This is a genomic window from Binatus sp. (SeqCode) (assembly GCF_036522015.1).
Classification (GTDB): Bacteria; Desulfobacterota; Binatia; order Binatales; family Binataceae; genus Binatus.
In genome coordinates, this window is record NZ_DATDGQ010000143.1 from 1 (window position 1) to 19,726 (window position 19,726).

Consider the following 19,726-nt stretch of genomic DNA (forward strand, 5'->3'; position numbering starts at 1 on the left):
CGGTCATTCCGACGACCAGCCACGTCGCGGTTGGCGCCGCGGTGCTGGCGACAAGCTTGACGCTGACGCTTCGAGCGTATCGCATTCTCGGCGTGCCGAATCGCGCGCATGCGATCGAGTCGCGAGCGAGCGCGCACGTAGTTGAATGGCAGGTGACCGCGTGAGCGCCAAACTGGCAACCGCCGAATCCGCGCTGACGCTGCCGCGCGGCAGTGTGAGCGACTACTTCGAGCTGACCAAGCCGCGCGTTGTGCTGATGGTGCTGGTCACGACGCTCGCTGGTTTCTACCTCGGCGGACGCTCGGGATTCGACGTTACACTCGCGCTGAATCTGCTGGCTGGCACGGCGCTCGCTGCGGGCGGTACGCTCGCGCTCAATCAGTACGTCGAGCGCGATACCGACGCGATGATGGATCGCACGCGCCATCGTCCGCTGCCCGACCTGAGGATGCGGCCGGCCGAGGCGCTGGTGTTCGGCGTTATCGCGACGGCCGCTGGGCTCGTTTACCTGCTGCTTGCTACCAACTTCCTTTGCGCCACGGTGACCGTCGCGATCGCGATCGTTTATCTCGGTGCGTATACACCGCTGAAGCGCTACACCTGGATGTGCAACATCATCGGCGCGATTCCCGGCGCGCTCCCGCCCGTCGCAGGATGGGCCGCGGCGCGCGGCGGCCTCAGCTGGGAACCGATAATGCTGTTCGCGATCATGTTCCTGTGGCAGTTGCCGCATACGTTCGCCGTCGCGCGGCTCTACCGCACCGACTATGCGCGCGCAGGCATCCATCTGCTTCCGCAGGACAATGCGCGCGGCGGAAATGCGTCGAATCCAATCGTGATAGCGGGGAGCCTTGGCCTCATCGCGGTGGGCGTCATCCCGACCATGCTTGGCTTCGCGGGAATTCCGTACATGGTAATCGCCGTTGCACTTGGCATCTGGATGTTGGCATTTGGCGTTGCGATGGTGCGCGCGCCTGGCAATTCGAAAGCGGCGCGGCGGTTGTTGCTCGCGTCATTGGTATATTTGCCGATCGTATTGTTAGTACTCGTGCTGGATCGCGTGTGAGTAATGGAATGAGTAGCCTGGTTACGCGCGAAGAGCGCAAAGAGGAAAACTGGCGGACGCTGAAGATACTAATCGGCGTCATGGTCCTGCTCATCACGATCTCAGTCGTGACCATCATAGTGAAGCATCATTGATATGGCCCTTGGCATGACAGCGTCGACCGTGAAAGTTCGCCCGTTGGTGGCGCCAGTTCGCCGCGGCCGAACGTCCGACTCGGGTGCGGGCGGCGATCAGGTCGAGCGTCCATTCATCAGTAGCGCGATGCTCGCGGTCATGATGGTTATCGCGTCCGAGATGATGCTGTTCAGCGGTCTCATCGGTACCTTCCTGGTCTATCGCATGTCCGCGGCCTTCTGGCCGCCGCCTTCCATGCCGCGCCTGCCGATTGCGGTCACCTGGGTGAACACTTTCGTGCTGCTGTCGAGCGCGATTACCATGACGCTGGCACTACGCGCGGTACATCGCAGCCGCCAGCGCCTGACCCGTCGCTATCTGCTCGCGACGCTCGCGCTCGGCGTGACGTTTCTCACGGTGCAGGGCAGCGAATGGGTGCGGCTGGTCGCGCACGGACTCAAGCTGTCCAGCGGCATGTATGGCGGCACTTTCTATTTGCTGATCGGATGCCACGGCGCGCACGTGACCGCCGGCGTCATCTGGCTCGCATGCGTGGTGTGGTTTGCGATGAGCGGCAGGTACAACGCGCGCAACGCCCACGCGATTGAGCTATGCGCCGTGTACTGGTATTTCGTCTGCGCAGTCTGGCCGCTCCTGTTTGGGCTGGTATATCTAATGTAGTCTGGCGTGCGGAGTGAACGTGATGACAAAAGGTGCAAGGTTGAAGGCTGTGACGACAATGATCGCGAGCGCGATCCTCGCGGCGGCTCCGCGGCTGGCAAACGCCTGCGCAACCTGCGGACTAGCAGACGGCGATCAAGCGCTGCATGCGTACAAAACCAGCGTGCTGTTCATGTTGGTGTCGCCGTACGCTTCGTTTGCCGCGATCGGCGGGATTACTTATTTGGTCTATCGTCGGTCGCACCGCAAGGATCAAAATTCCACGACCAAGTAGTCAATTCAAATGAACACTGACTATAACCATTTGCTCAAAAGAGGATTGTCGCGATGAGCGAGGCCGCCGCAGTAGATACACACGAGCACGGAGTAGTGCACGATCAGTTGGAGCCGTCGCTTACGCCGGGAAACCTCGGCAAGCTCGGGATGTGGACGTTCCTGGCCGGCGACGCGATGACATTCGGCGCCGCCATAGCCGCCTACGGCGCCCTTCGCATCCACAATCCCAACTGGCCGACGCCCGCCGACTTCTTGGGTATCACCACCACGGCGGTCATGACCTTCATCTTGATCTGTTCGAGCGTCACGATGGTCGAGGCGCTCGGCTCGATCCAGACCAGCAGGATGGCGCGGTATCGGAACTTCATGGCGCTGACCGTTCTCGGCGGCCTCGTGTTCCTCGGGATGCAAGCCTTCGAGTGGCATCACCTGCTCGGCGAAAAAGGGATGTCGATCAAAGTCGATCTGTTCGACGCGACCTTTTTCATTCTCACCGGCTTCCACGGCTGTCACGTCTTCGGCGGCGTCGTATACAACAGCGTGTTGCTGATTCGCGGGATGACCGGCAAGCTGACGCCGGCCAAAGCGCACCTGGTCGAGGTCGCGGGACTGTACTGGCACTTCGTCGACCTGGTCTGGATCCTGATCTTCACGTTCATCTATTTGATTTAGGGAAAATTTAAACCATGACGACGCAAGCTGCGATTTCAGGACACGAGGCCGAACATAGCGGGCCGAATTACATTGCGGTTTTTATCTATCTGTCAGTGTTGACCGCGATCGAGCTGGGCGTGTATGCGATTGGTCTTCCGCAAGTCGCCAAGGTCGGTCTGCTGGTCGCGCTGGCGTGGGCGAAGGCCGTGCTGGTCGCGATGTACTTCATGCATCTTGCGATGGAGCGAAAGGCGCTCGCGATCATCGCGATAATCCCGGTGATTCTCGTCACGTTTCTGTGCTTCATGCTGCTGCCCGATCTGACGACCCGGATGTGGACCAGGTACGACCATCCCCGGCCGGTGACGAATCCCGCCGAGATGGGTGCGAATCCGGTCGCGCCGCCTCCGATGCAAACGCCGTAGCATGGCAACCTGATTGGATTCGTACCATTCGCTCGCGCCCCTCAACGCCTTCCTCAACGGATGCGCCACGGTCCTGCTGCTGGCGGGATTCATTTTTATCAGGAACGGCCGGGTGCGAGCGCATCGCGCATGCATGGTCAGCGCGATGGGAGTTTCCGCGGTCTTCCTGACGTCATACCTGGTCTATCACTACAACGTCGGCAACGTGCGCTTCAGCGGCGCCGGATGGGTCAGATCGTTGTACTTCGCGATTCTGATTCCACACGTAGTTCTGGCCGGCGTGATCGTGCCGCTCGCGCTGACGACGATTTGGTTCGCGCTCCGCGGTAACTTCCATCGCCATCGCCGAATCGCGCGATGGACCTGGCCACTGTGGATGTACGTCTCGGTAACGGGAGTGATCGTTTACCTGATGCTCTACCAGATGTACACGCCGATTTATCCGCTGCCGGCGACGGCGTTCGCGCAGTCCGCTTTGCGGGGACCTCTCCCCTGACCCCTCTCCCTTTTGGAGAGGGGAACAGAAGGTACGGCGCGCGGTATTCGTGCGCATTCGGAGCAGCACCAGAATCCTGAAACGCGCGCAAAAGAGTGCGCTGTATAGGGACACTCACCTTCGATCCTCTCCCTTACAGGGAGAGGGGAAGAACCGCTTTACGCTTTTGCGCTGGGACGGCTCGATACCGCCTTATGCCATCGCGCGAGGTTCTTCTGATTCTCCTGGATTCTGATTTGGGTCGTGCGCCCGAAATCGATTCCGATCAGCGCTGTGATATCCGCAATCGTGTAGCGCGGGCCTGCGATAAATTCGCGATCGGCCAGCACCGTGTCGAGCCATTCCAGGCGTTTGATTGCGGCACTCTTGCAAACCTCGCCGTATTCCTTCACTTGCGGGATTCGCCCTTTGAAGAAATCGCTGGTGTTGCGGAATGAGCCCGCCGCCATCCCTAACACTTCGAACTCCATCCGGCGGTTCCACATCTCGACGACGCCCTTGTCTTTCGCATCGACGCCCATCAGGGGCGGCTCCGGCTTGAGGTCCTCGAAGTAGCGGCAAATCGCAACCGACTCCGCGATATGAGTGCCGTCGTCGAGTTCGAGCACCGGTATCCCGCCCATCGGATTGATCTTCAGGAATTCGGGCTTGCGATTGTCGGCCGTCGCGATGTTGACCTGCTCGAAGGGAACGTTGTTGATGCCTTTTTCCGCGAGGAAGACGCGCACGCGTCGTGGATTCGGAGCTCCAGTGAAATCGTATATTTTCATAGTGGTTGCAATTTAAAACTGTCCGACGCAGCCGTCAACCCGCGTGCCTCAAGCTTTTGCGCTGGGGCGACTCGATACCGACTGGTTCCATCGTGCAAGATTTCTGAGCGCAGGATCCATCGGGACGCCCGCCGCTTGCACGGCAAAATCGACGGCAACCTCGGCGGTGATGTCCGCGATCGTGAACCGATCGCCCGCGATAAACGGCTTGTTGCCGATCTGCGCGTCGAGCCATTTGAACTGATTTGCCACGGTCTCGCGCTGGGTCGCGCCGTATTCCGGGAATTGTTTGATGCGCGCTTTGAAAAGCTCGTTCGTATGCTGGAACGCTCGCGCGGCCGCGGCGAACAAGTTCAACTCCACCCGCCGGTTCCACATCTCGATAAACGATTGCTCGCGGCTATCCTTGCCCATCAGGTTGGGTTCCGGATGCAACCCTTCGAGGTAGCGGCAGATGGCGACCGACTCGGCGAGATGGGTGCCGTCGTCGAGCTCGACGAACGGCAGCCCGCCGGCGGGATTCTTTGCGAGCATCTCCGGCGTGCGGTTCTTGCCGGTCGCGAGGTCAACCTGCTCCATTGGAATCTTGAGACCCTTTTCCGCGACGAAAATTCTGAGCCGTCTAGGATTCGGGGCGAAAGCAAAGTCGTAAATCTTCATAATGGTTGCAATCTAAAACCAGACGCACGTTTGCGTCAACCTTGAATTCGACCACTGCAACTACAGCGTGCGCCGCCGGTCGATCACGCGCCGCGCCTTGAACTCGGTGCGGGGCAGGGTGCCCGGTGCAGCGATCTGGATTCGCGGCCGCAGTTCGCATTGGCGAATGACTTCCGCTTCGAGTCGCGCGCGCAGTTCGCGCGCATACGTGTCGTCGATCGGCGCGGAAGTTTCTACGACGATCGTGAAAGCGTCCATCACTCCTTCGGTTTCGAGCACGATCTGAAACTCGTTGCCAAGCGTGTCGAAGCCGCGCACGATTCCCTCGACCACGCTCGGAAAGAGCTTCAGTCCGCGAATGTTAAGCATATCGTCAGCGCGCCCGTTGAATCCGCCGTGTGCGCGCGCAAAAGTTCGGCCGCATACGCATTTGCCGTAGTCGAATGTAGCGAAGTCGCCAACCAGAAATCGTAGTTGTGGCGATCCTTCCGAGTTCAAATTGGTCACCACGGTCAGTCCGCGTTCGCCCGGCGACACGGGCTCGAATGTGTCGGGATCGACGAGCTCCCAGATCTGGAGATCTTCCTGCACATGAGTCGCCACCGGATCGCGCTTGAGTCCTTCGCGACAGGTGAATGCCCATCCGGCGGGGACCGCTTCGGTGCATCCGTAAATGTCGTGCAGCTCAGCGTTCCAGGTCTCCTCGATTCGTCGGCGCGTCGATGCGATCCCGGAGGCCGGCTCGCCGCCGCAAATCACTTTCTTGATCGAGTTGGCAGCGGGATCGGCGCCGACCTCGCGCATCGCGCCCGCGAGATGAAGCGAATACGAGGGAGTCGCGACCAGGATCGTGGGCCGGTAGAGGTCGAGCATTTGCAGGCGGCGCTCGGTCGGCACGCCGCCGGGCACGACCGCGACGTTCATCAGGTTGAACGCGTGATGGATCGACCAGAAGAAGACGTGCGGATTGTAGTTGGTGCAGGTCAGCGCGCTGTCGCCCGCGCGCACGCCCATCGCGTACAAGGCGCGCGCGCTAGTCGTCGCCCACAACTCGGCGTCGAGCGCTGTGTAGCGGAACGATCGCGGCGTCGCAGTCGTGCCCGAAGTCGAAAAAATTATCCACCCGCGCCGGCGCCAGGTCTTATCGTCGATCGGCGTGTAAGTTCCCCACGGCCGATTCGCCGCGACGTCGCGCGCCATCTCGTCCTTGGTCGTCACGGGGAATTTCGGGAGATCGGCGAGCGTTTTGATGTCGGCCGGCTTGAGTTTCGCGGCTTTGAACTTGGCGCGATAGAACGCGCTGTGCTCGTAGAGGTACGGGAGCATCGCGGCGAGCTTTTCATGCTGGATATCGCGAATACGCTCGCGTGACGCGCATTCGAACTGCGGCGCCCAATGACGCTTCGTCGCCGGCTCGCGCATCGCGCGCGCGAATCTCTCGAGCACGGCGATCCATCGATCTCGCGAGTTGAGTTTCTTCAGCTTAGACGCTCGCGATGGTAGGCGAGGTAAATTGCGGTACCGATCGAGCCGGTCAGCGCGATTGCGAGATAGACGACGATGAAGGGGATTGGGCGCGGCCCCGGTGCTTGCGTGTACCAGAACAGCACCAGGTTGTAGGGGACGTAGAACGCATAGACGAAGGCCAGCGGAAGTATCCACGCGCGCAGTTTCCAGATGCCGTAGGCGTAGATCAGAAACACGATTCCGAAGATTGGTCCGAGGATGAGGTTGTGCGCGACGCCGTGGAATTTGTGCCCGAAGACTACGATGCCGCCGACCGCAGGATTGCCCAGAAATTGGAGCGCCTTGGTGAAGTCGGAGAGCGCGAGCAACAGGAACAGCACCGTCATTACGGTGAGGAACCATCCACGCGACGCGCCAGAGTTTTCGTTTGGCATGCGCGGAATCTAGTTGCGGCCACAGCCAGATTCAAGCTTCATCTGAGAGTCTGATGATTGTATGCGACATAGATCGCGGTGCCGATCGACCCGGTCAAAGCGACCGCCAGCCAGATCACGATAAACGGAATTGAGCGGATGACGGGCGGCTCCCGATACGTGAAGAGCACTACATTGTAGGGAACGTAGAACGCGTATCCGATCGCTATCGGGAGCACCCACGATCGCAGGTTCCACAATCCGTACGCATAGACCAGAAACAGGATTCCGAAGAGGGTGCCGAGAATGAGATTCGGCATGACACCATGGAACTTACGCCCGAATTCCACAATTCCGGCAGCCGCGTTAGGGTGTCCGAACTGGATCGGCTTGGCGAAATCGGAAATCGCGAGCAGCACGAACAGCACCGTCATCACGGTGAGGAACGTTCCACGCTGCGGGCGCGCATTTTCGTTTGCCATGCGCCGGAAACTAATCGCGTACGCATTCAGATTCAAGCCGCGAAAAAGCAACGGCCGGAGCGTCGATGCTCCGGCCGTTGTTCGATCGGTTGAGGTATCGCTTAGCTCTTCAGGAATTTTCGGATGGCGCTGACCAGCGCTTCCTGCTGCTCGTACATCACCATGTGGCCGGCGTTCTTGATCAGCTCGAGCTTGCAGTTCTTGATTCGGCTCGTGAACTCCTTCGCATAGACCGGCGGGATCAGCTTGTCGTCGTCGCCCCACAAGAGAAGCGTCGGCGCCTGGATCCGATAGGCGCGCTTCTTGAGGCCGCGGTCGGGAATCGGCCACAGGAATTTGCTGGCCGTCGCAAAGCGCTTGACGCGCTCGACGTACATCGTCTCGAGCGCTTTAAAGTCCGACGGTATCGCCGTCATCATCTGCGCGGCGGGAGACTTGGGATCGTGGAACAGGAGTCCGGCTACCTCGTCCAGTTGCGCGGCGAACAGATCGGGAATCGGCGTCTCGTCGATCCAGAAACCAGCCGGCGATATCAGCACGAGCTTCTTTGCGCGATGCACGTCGAAGGCCGCGACCTCAGCCGCGAGCATCCCACCCATCGAATGGCCGACGATGTTGGCGGTCGGGATTCCGAGTTCGTCCATCAGCTGGTGGAAGAACAGGACGGCGTCGGCGATGTCGTCGATATGCTCGTTGCCGGTCGATTCGGCGTAACCGGGGAATTGCGGCGCATAGACTTTGAACGTCTTGCCGAGCCCCTCGAGAAACGGCTCGACCGGCATCAGGCCGCCTGCGCCGTGGATGAACAACAGCGGCTCACCGCTGCTGCCGTAGGTCTGCATCTCGAGCGAGAATTTTCCGTTTAGAAGTTTCTGAGTCGTATTCATTTCGCGCTCCGGACCTCCGCCGAGGCCGACGCGCTCGCACGCACCTTGCCGTTAACTTCGGTCTTCTGGAAATGGACGGGCGCCGGCATCGCGAAGTCCGCTTGCGGCAGGTCACGCTTGGGCGACCATCGATCCTCGAAGTTGCTCCACAGGTCGCGCATGTGCGGCATGACCTCGGTCGCGAAGAGGCTGGTGCTCTTGCGCACGAGTTCCGGCGGCATCGAGCCGATCTGCTGCAGGATCATCAGATGCCCGCAGTTGAGCGACTTCATCGCCTCGCGCAGACGCTCGCGCACGGTCTTGGGCGAGCCCGCGATCACGTAGCCCTGATCGATGAAGTCCTTCCACTTGAGGCCTTCGCGACGCAGCGCCGCCTGGTCGCCGACCTGACCGAGCACGCCGGCCTTGATGGTCTTCACCGTGCGATAGCCCGGCGCGTCGGCGAAGCCGTTATAGACGTGCAGGCATCGATTGTAGAAGTAGTCCATGTGCGCGGCGTAGTCCTTCTCCGCCTGCTCGTCGGTCTCGGCAACGGCGACGACCTGCGCGAAGCCGAGGCTGTAGGGATTCAGCTCCTTGCCTTTCTTCGCCATCACGTCCCAATAACCGTCGGCAACCTTCTTGCCCGCGATATATCCGAAGTAGGAAAGGAAGCTGTACTGGTAATCGTGGTCGGCGCAGAAGTCGTAGGTCTCGACCGAGCCGCCGCCGGGAATCCAGATGGGCGGACGCGGCTGCTGGAGCGGCTTTGGCCACAGGTTCACGTAACGCAGCTTGGTGTATTTGCCGTTGAACGAGAAGACGTCCTTGGCCGCCCACGCCTTGGTGATCAGATCGTGAGCCTCGTAGTACTTCTCGCGAATCGTCGCGGGAACTTCGCCGTAGCAGAAGTTGGTATCCATCGAGGTGCCGACCGGAAAGCCCGCAATCAGACGGCCGCCCGAGATGACGTCGAGCATCGCGAATTCCTCGGCGACGCGAATCGGCGGATTGTATAGCGCGATCGAGTTGCCTAGCACGACCAGGTTGGCGTTGCGCGTGCGGCGCGTGAGGGCGGCTGCCATGATATTCGGCGACGGCATCAGGCCGTAGGCATTCTGATGATGCTCGTTGACGCCCAGCCCGTCGAAGCCCATCGAGTCGGCGTACTCGAGCTGATCGAGATAGTCGTTGTAGAGGCGATGCCCGACTTTTGGATCGTACAAGTCGCGCGGGATGTCGACCCATACGCTGCGATACTTCTCCTTGAAGTCCTCGGGCAGGAACCGATAGGGCATCAGATGGAACCAGGTAAATTTCATAGGCGATTCTCCTTTGCGCTCATCCGAGGCACGTCGCTATTGCGCGAGTGGCTGGACGGCGGCCTCTTGCGAGTCTGAGCGTTTGCTTTTTCGGGAAAGTTCCGTTCGGCGCTTTCCATTTCTATGCACAGTCAGTTGCGAGGCGGCGAGATGCGACTCGAGCGCCTCGTCGACAAAATGCTCGGGGTTGAGCCCGGTGACATCGCGGAAGAAATTGCCGTCGCCCATCAGCATGAAGGCGCCGTTCATGCTCGCCCACACTACCGCGGCGGTCTTGCGCGGGCCCATCGAATTGGCAATCACGCCGCCTTCGAACGCGCGCCCGATGGTCCCTTCCCACAGTCCGAAAATCTCGTGGCTCAAATCCATCACGCGCTGAAAATTGCGCAACTCGGATTGCCGCTTGAGGCGTTTGTGAAGCTGCGAAAAAACAATCGAATGCTGCGACAAGGAGATCTCGCGCGATTCGAGCAGATGGTCCAGATAGGCGGAGGCGATCGCTTTGAGCTCGGCGAGCGGCTCGAGCCGGCGCGCGAAAATATCTAGATAGCGCGCGCGCAGGTGTTCGGCGCGGTCGGCGATCAGATTCAGGTAAAGATCGTCGCGCGAAGAGTAGTAGAGATAGATGGTGCCGACGGCGACTTCGGCCTCGCGCGCGACCATCTCGATAGTCGCGCCGTCAAGTCCGTGCCTGGCGAAGACCTTGGCGGCGGCGGTGAGGATAGCCTGCCCGCGCGCATGACGTTCGCGCCGATGCCGTTCCTGAACGCTCATCTAGTTCGCCCGAAAGGTCCGCCGCAATGAATGGAGATTCATATTCTGAACTCCAGCTCATAGCGCGATCGGCGCGAACTGTCAAACGCGGAGATCTCTGTGTCATACGGGCGACGTTCAGATTTCGTCGCGGATGATTCTCGTCGCGATTACCAGCGCGGTGGCGCCTGACGTGGACATCAGGATGGAGCCGACGAAGTTGTGCGCGCGCACGCCCAAGACCTCGAAGATCATCCCGCCGATAATGCCGCCCAACAGGCCCAGGCCGATGTCGCACATCATGCCGTAGCCGTTGCCGTTGAGAATTTTTCCCGCCAGCCATCCCGAGATAAGTCCGACTAGTATCCATTCGAACATTTTTGCCTGTCCTCCTTTTGATGCTCCCTCGTTGTGCAGAGCAAGAGCGGTGCCATAGAGGATTCATGTGGATTTGTCGGTAAGTCAGTCGAAAAGTGTTGTCGCTGATGCCGCGTTTCGACTGCGGTGCAGATTTGCGCCTGCGGTATTGAGCTGAAGGCGGGCGCCCTCACCCGCGCCGGAGGCGCGACCTCTCCCGACGGGAGAGGTAAAAATGGCGGTTGCTCGCCCGATCGGTTTAGCTGAGACTTAGCGGCGCGATGGCAATCAAATCAAAATTGCGCGGGGCGATTTCGGGATTTGGCGAGGTTGCCGCACGCGCGCATCTGGCGGGATGGCGTACGCGCGAGGGCGTCGCTATCGGCGCGATTCACGATCCGATTTCGGAGCGGCGGCATGAGGCTATCCGCCTGATCAAAAACGTTCGCGTGTATGACGACCTGGAGCTGATGCTCGACGGCGAGGCTCCTGACTTTGTCGATGTCGCGAGTCCTCCCGGGTTGCATCATGAGGCCGCCCGCACAGCGCTTTTAGCGGGCGTGCACGTACTGGTCGAGAAGCCGCTCGCGCTGACGCCCGGCGAGTTCGACGAGCTCGCTGCGATCGCCGCGGAGAAGAGCAGGATTTTGATGTGCGTGCATAATTGGAAATACGCGCCGGCGTATGCGGTTGCGCGCAAAGCGATCGAAGCCGGCAGGCTCGGCGCGATTCGCTTTATGTCGATCGATAGGCTGAGGACTGAGCCGGCCGGCGCGGGTGGCAGTGGCGGGAAGTGGCGGACGTCGGCGTCGTCGGGCGGCGGGATTTTAATCGATCATGGGTGGCACGTCTTCTACCTTATGTACTGGCTGCTCGGAGGCGATCGGCCGGTATCTGTTTCGGCGCGGCTCGAGGGGCTGGACGTCGATGACGTTGCCGATGTGCGAATCAGATTCGGGAGCGGATCGTTCTCCCGGGCACATCTTTCATGGCGCGCGCCTGTGCGCAGAACGTCGGCACTTATATATGGAGAGCGCGCGAGTCTCGAGATTGAAGGGAATAGGGTGCTGCTTACGGATCGAGCGGGGAAGGTTGAAGACCTGACCGTCGCGGACATGGGCGACGATTCGTACCATTCGGCGTGGTTCGGTGGAGTGGCGCAGGAGTTCGAGCGAGCGGTCACCGAAGGAACCGAATCTCCCGTCGCAAAGCGCAATCTGGCTGAAGCGCGTGTTGCACTGATGCTAATCGACGCGGCGCGAAAATCGTCAATCAACAAAGGCATCGAGATAGATCTCCCTTGAAAGCAGCTAGTTAGCTCGAAATCGCGGCTGTCAATCGTTTTTGATCGCGCTGACCGCCTGACCGCTCGGACTGTCGCTCTTGACTTTCGAGAGTGTGACGGTAAAGTTGCCATTGACCGAATGGTTAGCCGCAGTTTCGAGACGCATAGATTACGGCGGCTTGAATTAGCGGGTATTGGACGGATTTTTGTGGCTACGGGCGACGACAGGAGTAAGGCGGGGGTTCAGGGCCGGGATATGGGCGTATCGCAGATAAAAGTGGGCATCGCGGAGCCGCGCACCGCGTCGCAGGACTCGCGCGACGAGATCCTGAAGGCGGCGATGCAACTGTTTGCCAATCGCGGCTTCCATGAGACGTCGATGTCGGAAGTGGCGCGGGAGGCGCGCGTCAGCAAGGCGCTGATTTTCTGGCATTTCAAGACCAAGGAAGAGCTGTTCGTCGCGGTGCTTAACCGTCTGCTCGAGCCATACTTTATCGATTTCGCTGAAGAAGCGGCGGTGATGGACGAGCGCGCGCAAATCGAGAAGCTGGTCGAGTCGTACCTGTCATTCGTGCGCGACAACGCGAGCTCGGTGCGATTTTTCCTGGCGCAGATGCTCCACGACGAGCGGCTGTCGGAGAGTCTCAACGAGCAGGTGCTGAAGCTCTACGGCGGATATCGCGCGATGCTGGTCGAATTGATCGGGGGCGCGCAGCGGAAGGGAATCTGCACGCGGCGGACGGCGCCGGAATCGGCGGCGGCGTTCCTGTTGTCGGCACTGAACGGATTGCTGATCGAATATTTGTTTATGGGCACAAATGCGGTCGACCCCGAGGGGGCGGTGGCGATGGTGGGCGAGTGGCTGTTCGGTCCGTCGGGGACATCTTCATCGGAGGGCGGCGCGCCGTCCGCCTAAACATTCTTCAACTTCATCCAGGAGCGCTATGCGTATTCCCTTAAGACAGATGATCGATCTCGGCCGTTACATGCGCGCCAAGAAAAAAGCGGGCGAAAAATATTTTCCGCTGGTGCTGATGCTTGAACCGCTGCATGCGTGCAACCTCGCGTGCATCGGATGCGGGCGAATTGTCGAGTACAAGGACACGATTCGCGACATGATGCCGCTGGACGAAGCTCTGCATTCGGCCGAAGAAGCCGGCGCGCCGATCGTGTCGATCTGCGGCGGCGAGCCGCTGATGTACAAGCATATCGCGGCGCTGACGCGCGGGCTGATCGAGGATCAGAAGCGTCACGTGATGATCTGCACCAACGCGATCCTGCTCGAGCGCTTCGTCAAGCAGGTGCCGCCGAGTCCGTATCTCAGCTTCAACCTGCATTTGGACGGGATGCGCGAGACCAACGATCGCGTGACGGACCGGGTGGGGCATTTCGACATCGTCGTGAAGATGATCAAGATGCTGAAGGAGAAGGGCTACCGGGTGCAGACCAACACGACGGTGTTCCGCGAGACCAGCGGGCAGGAGCTCGAGGACATGGTCAAGTACCTGACGAGCCTCGGCGTCGATGGGATGCTGCTCAGTCCGGGCTATCACTACCAGGTGCTGCAGAACGACGACGAGTATCTCAAGAAGGAAGAGATGCCGGCGAAGTTCTTCAAGGTTCGCGACATGGCGAACGACTACAAGATTATCAACACGCCGATTTACCTCGACTACCTGGTCGGCAAACGCGATATGCAGTGCAGTCCGTGGACGACGGTCACGCGCAATCCGCAGGGGTGGAAGGGGCCGTGCTACCTGATCACGAACGGGCACTACAAGACGCTGGACGAGATGCATGCGGCTACTGATTGGGAATACTATCGTACCAAGCAGGATTTCCGCTGCCGGGACTGCAAGCTGCATTCGGGATTCGAGGGGACGGTGGCGCTCGAGTTCGGCAAGAACCTGAAGGACTCCTGGCGGATGGTCCGGCATTACGTGGCGTAGTACATCGCGCAGCTAACTGGTGAACGCTCCGCGACGCGGGGAATCTTCTCGCGCGCGGGAAATCCCGGTCACGCATCTGGACAAGAGACGAGACGTGTTCAACCTGCACAGCTATTTGAAGGAGCGCGCGCAACTGATCGAGCGGGCGCTCAAGCAAAGCGTCGAGGAACCGACCGGCGCGGCGGCTCGCCTGCACGAAGCGATGCGCTACTCGCTGCTCGGGGGCGGCAAGCGGCTGCGACCGGTGCTGGTGCTCGCCTCGTGCGAGGCGGTGGACGGCAACGTCGACGCGGCGATGGGACTCGCGTGCGCGGTCGAGATGATTCACACCTACTCGCTGATTCACGACGACCTGCCGTGCATGGACGATGACGACCTGCGCCGCGGGCGCCCGACCAATCACAAGGTTTATGGCGAAGCGATCGCGACGCTGGCGGGCGACGCGCTGCTGACGGACGCATTCAAGGTGCTCGCGCTCTCGGCGGCCAGAAGCGCCACGCCGGCGCTCGTGATCGAGACTATCGCGGAGCTCGCGACCGCGGCAGGAGCCAGCGGGATGGTCGCGGGGCAGGTGATCGATCTGCTCGGCGAGGGCAAGTCGAAGACGGTCGAGGAGCTCGAGGAGCTGCATGGCAAAAAGACCGGGGCGCTGTTCCTGGCGTCGGTGCGCGGCGGTGCCCGTCTGGGCGGCGCGAGTGCGTCGCAAATCGAGTCGCTCGACGCATACGCGCGCGCGCTCGGACTTGCGTTCCAGGTCGTCGATGACCTGCTTGACGTTCAAGGGACTCCCGAGCAGATGGGCAAGCGCACGCAGAAGGACGGTGAGCGCGGCAAGGCGACATATCCGGCGGTACTCGGAGTGGAGCGCTCGATGGATCTGGCGCGCGAGCTGGAAACGCGAGCGCATCGTGCACTGCACGGCTTCGGCGAGCGCGCCGACGCGCTGCGGCATATCGCGACGTTCGTCGTGGAGCGCAAGCTGTGAGCGCGCTTGAAGCGTCGGCGAAAATTACGCAGGTGCATTCGCGCCAGGCGATACTGGTAGAGCCGGGACGCCTCGAGTTGCGCGACTACGTGGCGCCGCGTCCGGGGCCGGGCGAGTTGCTTATTCAAATTCGGTGCGCGCTGAGTTGTGGCACCGATCTGAAAACATTTCGGCGCGGGCATCCGATGTGGCAACTGCCAATGCCGTTCGGGCACGAGTTTTCCGGGGTGGTGGCGGAAGCGGGCGAGGGTGTGACGGGGTTCAAGGCCGGCGACGCGATCATGGCGGCGCCGACTGCGCCGTGCGGAATTTGCTTTTACTGCCAGCATGGGCAGGAAAATCTTTGCGACGACGCGGTCGGACGGATGGTGCACGGCGGATACGCGGACATGCTGCTGCTGCCGGCGCACGTTGTCGCGCGCAACACGTTTATCAAACCCGCGGACCTGCCGTTCGAGGAGGCCGCGCTGCTCGAACCGCTTTCGTGCGTGGTGCACGCGCAAGAGATGGCGCGTCCGGAAAAAAGCGAGACGGTGGTAGTTATCGGCGGCGGCGCGTTCGGCCTGCTGCACATGCTGGTGCTGAAGGCGGCGGGGGTGCGCGAGGTGGTGGTCGTGGGGCGGGGGATTGAGCGCCTGAAGTGGGCGCAGGAGCTGGGCGCGGACCGGGTCGTCGATGCAGTCAGCGTCGACGCGGCCGCAGAAATCGCGCGGCTCAACGGCGGCTTCGGGCCCGATTTGGCGATCGAGTGCACGGGGCAAGTCGAAGGCTGGCAGGATGCGCTCGCGCGAGTACGTCGCGGAGGGCGGGTGGTTCTTTTCGGCGGATGCCCGGCGGGCACGGCGCTGAATCTCGATACGCGCCGCATGCATTACGACAATCTGACGTTGATGGCGCCGTTTCATTATCGGCCGCGCGACGTGCGGCGTGCCTACGAATTGCTGGCGGGGCGAGCGCTGAATGCGGGCGCGATCGTCAACGCGCGAATGCGGCTGGACGATTTGGCCGAAGTGTTCGAGATGCTCGAGCGCGGTGTAGTTCTGAAGTGCGCCGTGATTCCTTGAAGGGTGACTTATGAGTCAGGCTATTGAGATTGGAAATACCGCGATCGCGATGTCGCCGCATGACGAGTTCGTCGCGAAGATCGATTACACCGTCGATCGCTGCCAGCGCGCACTGCTCGCGCTGCAGAAGCCCGAGGGCTACTGGCACGCGCCGCTCGAAGCGAACGCGGAGATGAACGCAGAGTTCATCATCTTCAATCACTTCATGGACACGGTTGAGGTCGAGACCGAGGCGCGGCTGAAGAAGCATCTGCTCGACACGCAGAGTCCGGACGGGAGCTGGGCGCTTTACCAGGGTGGCGAGGGATATCTTTCGACAACGATCGAAAGTTATTTTGCGTTGAAGCTTACCGGCATGCGCGCGGGCGACGAGCCGATGGCGGCCGCACGTCGCTGGATTCTGTCGAAGGGTGGCATCGTAAATTGCGGGACACTGGCGCGCTTTTATCTGGCGTCGATGGGACAGATCACCTGGGATGCGACGGCGGCGCTGCCGGTCGAGATCTCGCTTTTCCCGAACTGGTTTCCGTTCAACATTTACGAGCTGGGCTCGTGGGCGCGTGGAACGCTGATGGGACTGATGATGCTGCAGGCGGCGCGGCCCGAAAAAAAGATCGACTACCAGCGCGGCGTCCTGGAGTTGTTCATTGAGCCGCCGCATTTTACGAAGTTCAAGCAGCCGCGCGGAAAGAAATTGTTGTCGCTGCGCAATGCGCTGAACTTCGCCGACAAGGCGCTGCGATTTTACGATCGGCACAAGATAAAGTCTTTGCGCGCTCGCGCACTGCGTCACACCGAAGAATGGCTCCTCGAACATCAGGAGGCCAACGGCTCGTGGGGCGGAATCGAGCCGTGCTACCTGCTGAGCGCGATGGCTCTGAAAGCCAACGGCTACCGTAACGACCATCCGGTGTTGAAGCGGGCGATCGAGGCGTCGCACGAACTGATCTGGCGCTTTAGCGACTACGACATGTACATGCCCTGCGTTTCGGTGAACTGGGACACGGCGCTTGCGGGGCGCGCGCTGCTCGACTCGGGATTGCCCGGCGACCATCCGGCGATGAAACACACCTCGCAGTGGCTGATCGATCATCAGATTTTCAAAAAGGGCGACTGGTCGGTGAAGCGGCCCGACCTCGAACCGGGCGGATGGGCGTTCGAGTTCTACAACGACTGGTATCCTGATGTGGACGATTCGGCGGTGATATTGTCGGTGATGGCGGATTCAACAGCCGACGATGCTGCGGCCAGGGAGCGTGCAATCCGCGCCGGCGCGAACTGGGTGATGGGCATGCAGTCGAAGGACGGCGGCTTCGCGGCGTTCGACACCGACAACAATTCGACCTGGCTCAATCATCTGCCGCTGGCGGACGTGGAAGCGGTGACGGATCCGTCGTGCCCCGATCTCACCGGACGCGTGCTCGAGATGATGGGCGCGGTGGGCTATCGCACCGAGCATCCGGTGGCGAAGCGCGCGATCGAATGGCTCAAGAAGAATGAGTCGCCGGCGGGCGGATGGTGGGGACGCTGGGGCATCAACTACATCTACGGAACTTTCTCGGCGCTGTCGGGTTTGCGCGCGATTGGCGTCGATATCAACGAGCCGTATATCAAGCGCGCGGTCGCGTGGCTCAAGTCGAAGCAGAATCCGGACGGCGGCTGGGGCGAGAGCCCGCTGTCGGACAAAGATCCCGCGTGGCACGGGCGCGGGACCAGCACCGCGTCGCAAACAGCGTGGGCGCTGATCGGATTGATCGCGGGCGAAGAAAGCATCAGCGAAAACGCGATTCGTGGCGCGCAATGGCTCTCAGAGCGGCAGAACGATGAAGGTGCGTGGGACGAGCGCGAATCGACCGGCAACGGATTTCCGAATCACTTTTATCTTCGCTACCACATGTACGCGCATTACTTTCCGCTGATGGCTTTGGGTCGGTTTCGCAAGCGGCTGGCGGAGACGGCGCCGCGCTGAACGGGTGCGATGAAGGCGATTTCAATTCTTGGTTCGACCGGATCGGTCGGCGTCACGACGCTGGATGTGGTCGGGCGATTCAGCGATCGATTTCGCGTCGTCGCAATGGCGGCGGGGCGCAATCTCGATTTGCTGACCGAACAGGTTAAGCGCTTTCATCCTGAGCTGGTCTCGGTCGCGACGCCCGAACTCGCACGCGAATTGGCGAACCGTCTCGACGCCGAGCGGGTAACGATCGTGCACGGACTCGAAGGCGCGATCGCGGTGGCGACGCACCCCGAGGCGAAGCTCGTCATGTCGGCGCTGGTCGGTGCGATGGGATTGCAGCCGACGCTCGCTGCAATCAAGGCCGGCAAGGACATCGCGTTTGCCAACAAGGAAGTGCTGGTCATCGCGGGCGAGCTGATCACGGCGGCGGTGCGCGAGAATCGCGTGCGGCTGCTGCCGGTGGATAGCGAGCACAACGCGGTTTTTCAATGCCTTGAAGGACGCGGACGCGAATCGTTGAAGCGAATTATCTTAACCGCGTCGGGTGGGCCGTTTCGCGAGCTGCCGGCCGACAGGTTCGAGGCGATCACCGTCGAGCAGGCGCTGAAGCATCCGACGTGGGTGATGGGCAGCAAGATTACGATCGACTCCGCGACGCTGATGAACAAGGGACTCGAAGTGATCGAAGCGCGCTGGCTGTTCGATCTCAAGGCCGGCGAAGTTTCAGTCGTGATTCATCCGCAGAGCGTGATCCATTCGATGGTGGAAATGATCGACGGCTCGGTGATCGCAGAGATGGCGATCCCAGACATGGCGATTCCGGTCGCGTACGCGCTGGCGTATCCGGAGCGGCTGCCGATGACGCATCTGAAGCCGCTGTCGCTGGCGGATAATTCGCGGTTGACGTTTGAGCAACCTGACCTGCGCCGCTTTCCCTGCCTCCGGCTCGCATACGACGCGCTCGCGGCGGGCAACACGATGACCGCGTGCCTCAACGCCGCCAACGAGGAACTCGTCGCGGGCTTCCTGGCGGGGCGCGTGCGCTTCATGGACATCCCGCGCCATATCGAGTCGGTCATGAATCGGCATCACAATTTGGCGGCGCGCACGATCGAGGATTTGCTCGAGACTGACGGATGGGCGCGAGCCGCGGCGCGCGAACTTATCGGAGCCCGGCCGGTCGCAGCCTGAGACGATGGCAATCGCGCGAGTCAACGTGCAGGAAGGAGCAGCGTCGTACGCCTCGAGTGCGGTGGCGGATGCGTCGATGCCGGCGGGGACGTTCGACGTCGCGAGCGCGTACGAGTTCTGCGTGCGGCTGGCGAAATCGCACTACGAAAATTTCACCGTCGCCTCGTGGCTGATGCCGCGCGAGATGCGTCCGCACATGTATGCGATTTACGCGTACGCACGGATGGCCGACGACTTTGCCGACGAGCATCACGATCGCGGGATGCTCGACGAATGGGAGCGCGAGCTGGACCTGGCGTACGCCGGCACGCCGCGCCATCCGGTGTTTATCGCGCTCGCGGATACGGTGCGCCGCTTCGAAATTCCGCGCGAGCCGTTCAAGGATTTGCTGACAGCGTTTCGGTCCGACGTGGAATTCAAGGGCTTCGACACGCTCGACGATCTGATCGGCTATTCGCGCTACTCGGCGAACCCGGTCGGGCGACTGGTGCTC

At 61.1% G+C, this 19,726-nt stretch carries 24 protein-coding genes; 15 read left to right on the forward strand and 9 right to left on the reverse strand.

Annotated elements, in window-relative coordinates:
* The first annotated feature begins 160 nt into the window (after nucleotides 1–160).
* Genes cyoE through VIW95_RS05975 form a run of 7 tightly spaced genes read left to right on the forward strand, consistent with a single transcriptional unit; the run spans nucleotide 161 to nucleotide 3,712 of the window.
* The gene (cyoE, locus tag VIW95_RS05945) at nucleotides 161–1,066 is read left to right on the forward strand and encodes a heme o synthase (protein WP_331584508.1); all 906 of its coding nucleotides are present in this window, start codon (nucleotides 161–163) and stop codon (nucleotides 1,064–1,066) included.
* Between the two features lie 8 nt (nucleotides 1,067–1,074).
* A complete protein-coding gene (locus tag VIW95_RS05950) occupies nucleotides 1,075–1,200 on the forward strand; it encodes a hypothetical protein (RefSeq protein WP_331584509.1) in 126 nt (41 codons plus the stop codon).
* 13 nt (nucleotides 1,201–1,213) lie between these two features.
* Nucleotides 1,214–1,861 carry a heme-copper oxidase subunit III gene (locus tag VIW95_RS05955; RefSeq protein ID WP_331584510.1) on the forward strand — a complete coding sequence of 216 codons (648 nt, stop codon included), beginning with the start codon at nucleotides 1,214–1,216 and terminating at the stop codon, nucleotides 1,859–1,861.
* A 49-nt stretch (nucleotides 1,862–1,910) separates the two neighbouring features.
* Complete coding sequence (locus VIW95_RS05960; RefSeq protein ID WP_331584511.1) at nucleotides 1,911–2,135, forward strand: hypothetical protein; 225 nt, start codon at nucleotides 1,911–1,913, stop codon at nucleotides 2,133–2,135.
* Nucleotides 2,136–2,188: 53 nt separating this feature from the next.
* A complete protein-coding gene (locus VIW95_RS05965) occupies nucleotides 2,189–2,809 on the forward strand; it encodes a heme-copper oxidase subunit III (protein WP_331584512.1) in 621 nt (206 codons plus the stop codon).
* A 14-nt stretch (nucleotides 2,810–2,823) separates the two neighbouring features.
* Complete coding sequence (locus VIW95_RS05970; RefSeq protein WP_331584513.1) at nucleotides 2,824–3,216, forward strand: cytochrome C oxidase subunit IV family protein; 393 nt, start codon at nucleotides 2,824–2,826, stop codon at nucleotides 3,214–3,216.
* Nucleotides 3,217–3,229: 13 nt separating this feature from the next.
* A complete protein-coding gene (locus VIW95_RS05975) occupies nucleotides 3,230–3,712 on the forward strand; it encodes a DUF420 domain-containing protein (protein ID WP_331584515.1) in 483 nt (160 codons plus the stop codon).
* A gap of 158 nt (nucleotides 3,713–3,870) precedes the next feature.
* Here the strand turns inward: VIW95_RS05975 and VIW95_RS05980 are convergent, their stop codons facing one another.
* From VIW95_RS05980 to VIW95_RS06020, 9 genes are all read right to left on the reverse strand, one after another.
* The gene (locus tag VIW95_RS05980) at nucleotides 3,871–4,482 is read right to left on the reverse strand and encodes a glutathione S-transferase family protein (protein ID WP_331584516.1); all 612 of its coding nucleotides are present in this window, start codon (nucleotides 4,480–4,482) and stop codon (nucleotides 3,871–3,873) included.
* Nucleotides 4,483–4,530: 48 nt separating this feature from the next.
* A complete protein-coding gene (locus VIW95_RS05985; protein ID WP_331584517.1) occupies nucleotides 4,531–5,142 on the reverse strand; it encodes a glutathione S-transferase in 612 nt (203 codons plus the stop codon).
* Between the two features lie 60 nt (nucleotides 5,143–5,202).
* Nucleotides 5,203–6,588, reverse strand: a complete 1,386-nt coding sequence (locus VIW95_RS05990) for a phenylacetate--CoA ligase family protein (protein WP_331584518.1) — start codon at nucleotides 6,586–6,588, stop codon at nucleotides 5,203–5,205.
* Between the two features lie 32 nt (nucleotides 6,589–6,620).
* Nucleotides 6,621–7,043, reverse strand: a complete 423-nt coding sequence (locus tag VIW95_RS05995) for a hypothetical protein (protein WP_331584519.1) — start codon at nucleotides 7,041–7,043, stop codon at nucleotides 6,621–6,623.
* 38 nt (nucleotides 7,044–7,081) lie between these two features.
* A complete protein-coding gene (locus VIW95_RS06000) occupies nucleotides 7,082–7,504 on the reverse strand; it encodes a hypothetical protein (RefSeq protein ID WP_331584520.1) in 423 nt (140 codons plus the stop codon).
* Nucleotides 7,505–7,605: 101 nt separating this feature from the next.
* The gene (locus tag VIW95_RS06005) at nucleotides 7,606–8,391 is read right to left on the reverse strand and encodes an alpha/beta hydrolase (protein WP_331584521.1); all 786 of its coding nucleotides are present in this window, start codon (nucleotides 8,389–8,391) and stop codon (nucleotides 7,606–7,608) included.
* A complete protein-coding gene (locus VIW95_RS06010) occupies nucleotides 8,388–9,692 on the reverse strand; it encodes an LLM class flavin-dependent oxidoreductase (protein WP_331584522.1) in 1,305 nt (434 codons plus the stop codon). The genes VIW95_RS06005 and VIW95_RS06010 overlap by 4 nt, the downstream gene beginning before the upstream one ends.
* Nucleotides 9,693–9,728: 36 nt before the next feature.
* Nucleotides 9,729–10,466 carry a helix-turn-helix domain-containing protein gene (locus VIW95_RS06015; protein ID WP_331584523.1) on the reverse strand — a complete coding sequence of 246 codons (738 nt, stop codon included), beginning with the start codon at nucleotides 10,464–10,466 and terminating at the stop codon, nucleotides 9,729–9,731.
* A 117-nt stretch (nucleotides 10,467–10,583) separates the two neighbouring features.
* Nucleotides 10,584–10,823 (reverse strand): hypothetical protein, encoded by a 240-nt coding sequence (locus VIW95_RS06020; protein WP_331584524.1) that lies wholly within the window; start codon nucleotides 10,821–10,823, stop codon nucleotides 10,584–10,586.
* A 260-nt stretch (nucleotides 10,824–11,083) separates the two neighbouring features.
* Between VIW95_RS06020 and VIW95_RS06025 the strand changes: the two genes are divergently transcribed.
* The 8 genes from VIW95_RS06025 to VIW95_RS06060 all read left to right on the forward strand — a co-directional run.
* Complete coding sequence (locus tag VIW95_RS06025; protein WP_331584525.1) at nucleotides 11,084–12,106, forward strand: Gfo/Idh/MocA family oxidoreductase; 1,023 nt, start codon at nucleotides 11,084–11,086, stop codon at nucleotides 12,104–12,106.
* 189 nt (nucleotides 12,107–12,295) lie between these two features.
* A complete protein-coding gene (locus VIW95_RS06030; RefSeq protein ID WP_331584526.1) occupies nucleotides 12,296–13,003 on the forward strand; it encodes a TetR/AcrR family transcriptional regulator in 708 nt (235 codons plus the stop codon).
* 28 nt (nucleotides 13,004–13,031) lie between these two features.
* On the forward strand, nucleotides 13,032–14,036 hold the full coding sequence (gene hpnH / locus VIW95_RS06035; protein ID WP_331584527.1) for an adenosyl-hopene transferase HpnH: 1,005 nt from the start codon (nucleotides 13,032–13,034) through the stop codon (nucleotides 14,034–14,036).
* Between the two features lie 94 nt (nucleotides 14,037–14,130).
* Complete coding sequence (locus VIW95_RS06040) at nucleotides 14,131–15,021, forward strand: farnesyl diphosphate synthase (protein ID WP_331584528.1); 891 nt, start codon at nucleotides 14,131–14,133, stop codon at nucleotides 15,019–15,021.
* Nucleotides 15,018–16,085, forward strand: a complete 1,068-nt coding sequence (locus tag VIW95_RS06045; RefSeq protein ID WP_331584529.1) for an alcohol dehydrogenase catalytic domain-containing protein — start codon at nucleotides 15,018–15,020, stop codon at nucleotides 16,083–16,085. The genes VIW95_RS06040 and VIW95_RS06045 overlap by 4 nt, the downstream gene beginning before the upstream one ends.
* Before the next feature lie 10 nt (nucleotides 16,086–16,095).
* Nucleotides 16,096–18,054 (forward strand): squalene--hopene cyclase, encoded by a 1,959-nt coding sequence (shc, locus tag VIW95_RS06050; RefSeq protein ID WP_331584530.1) that lies wholly within the window; start codon nucleotides 16,096–16,098, stop codon nucleotides 18,052–18,054.
* A gap of 9 nt (nucleotides 18,055–18,063) precedes the next feature.
* Nucleotides 18,064–19,233 carry a 1-deoxy-D-xylulose-5-phosphate reductoisomerase gene (locus VIW95_RS06055; RefSeq protein WP_331584531.1) on the forward strand — a complete coding sequence of 390 codons (1,170 nt, stop codon included), beginning with the start codon at nucleotides 18,064–18,066 and terminating at the stop codon, nucleotides 19,231–19,233.
* 4 nt (nucleotides 19,234–19,237) lie between these two features.
* Nucleotides 19,238–19,726, forward strand: a 489-nt coding sequence (locus VIW95_RS06060) for a squalene/phytoene synthase family protein (protein ID WP_331584532.1), incomplete at its 3' end; no start/stop codon positions are given.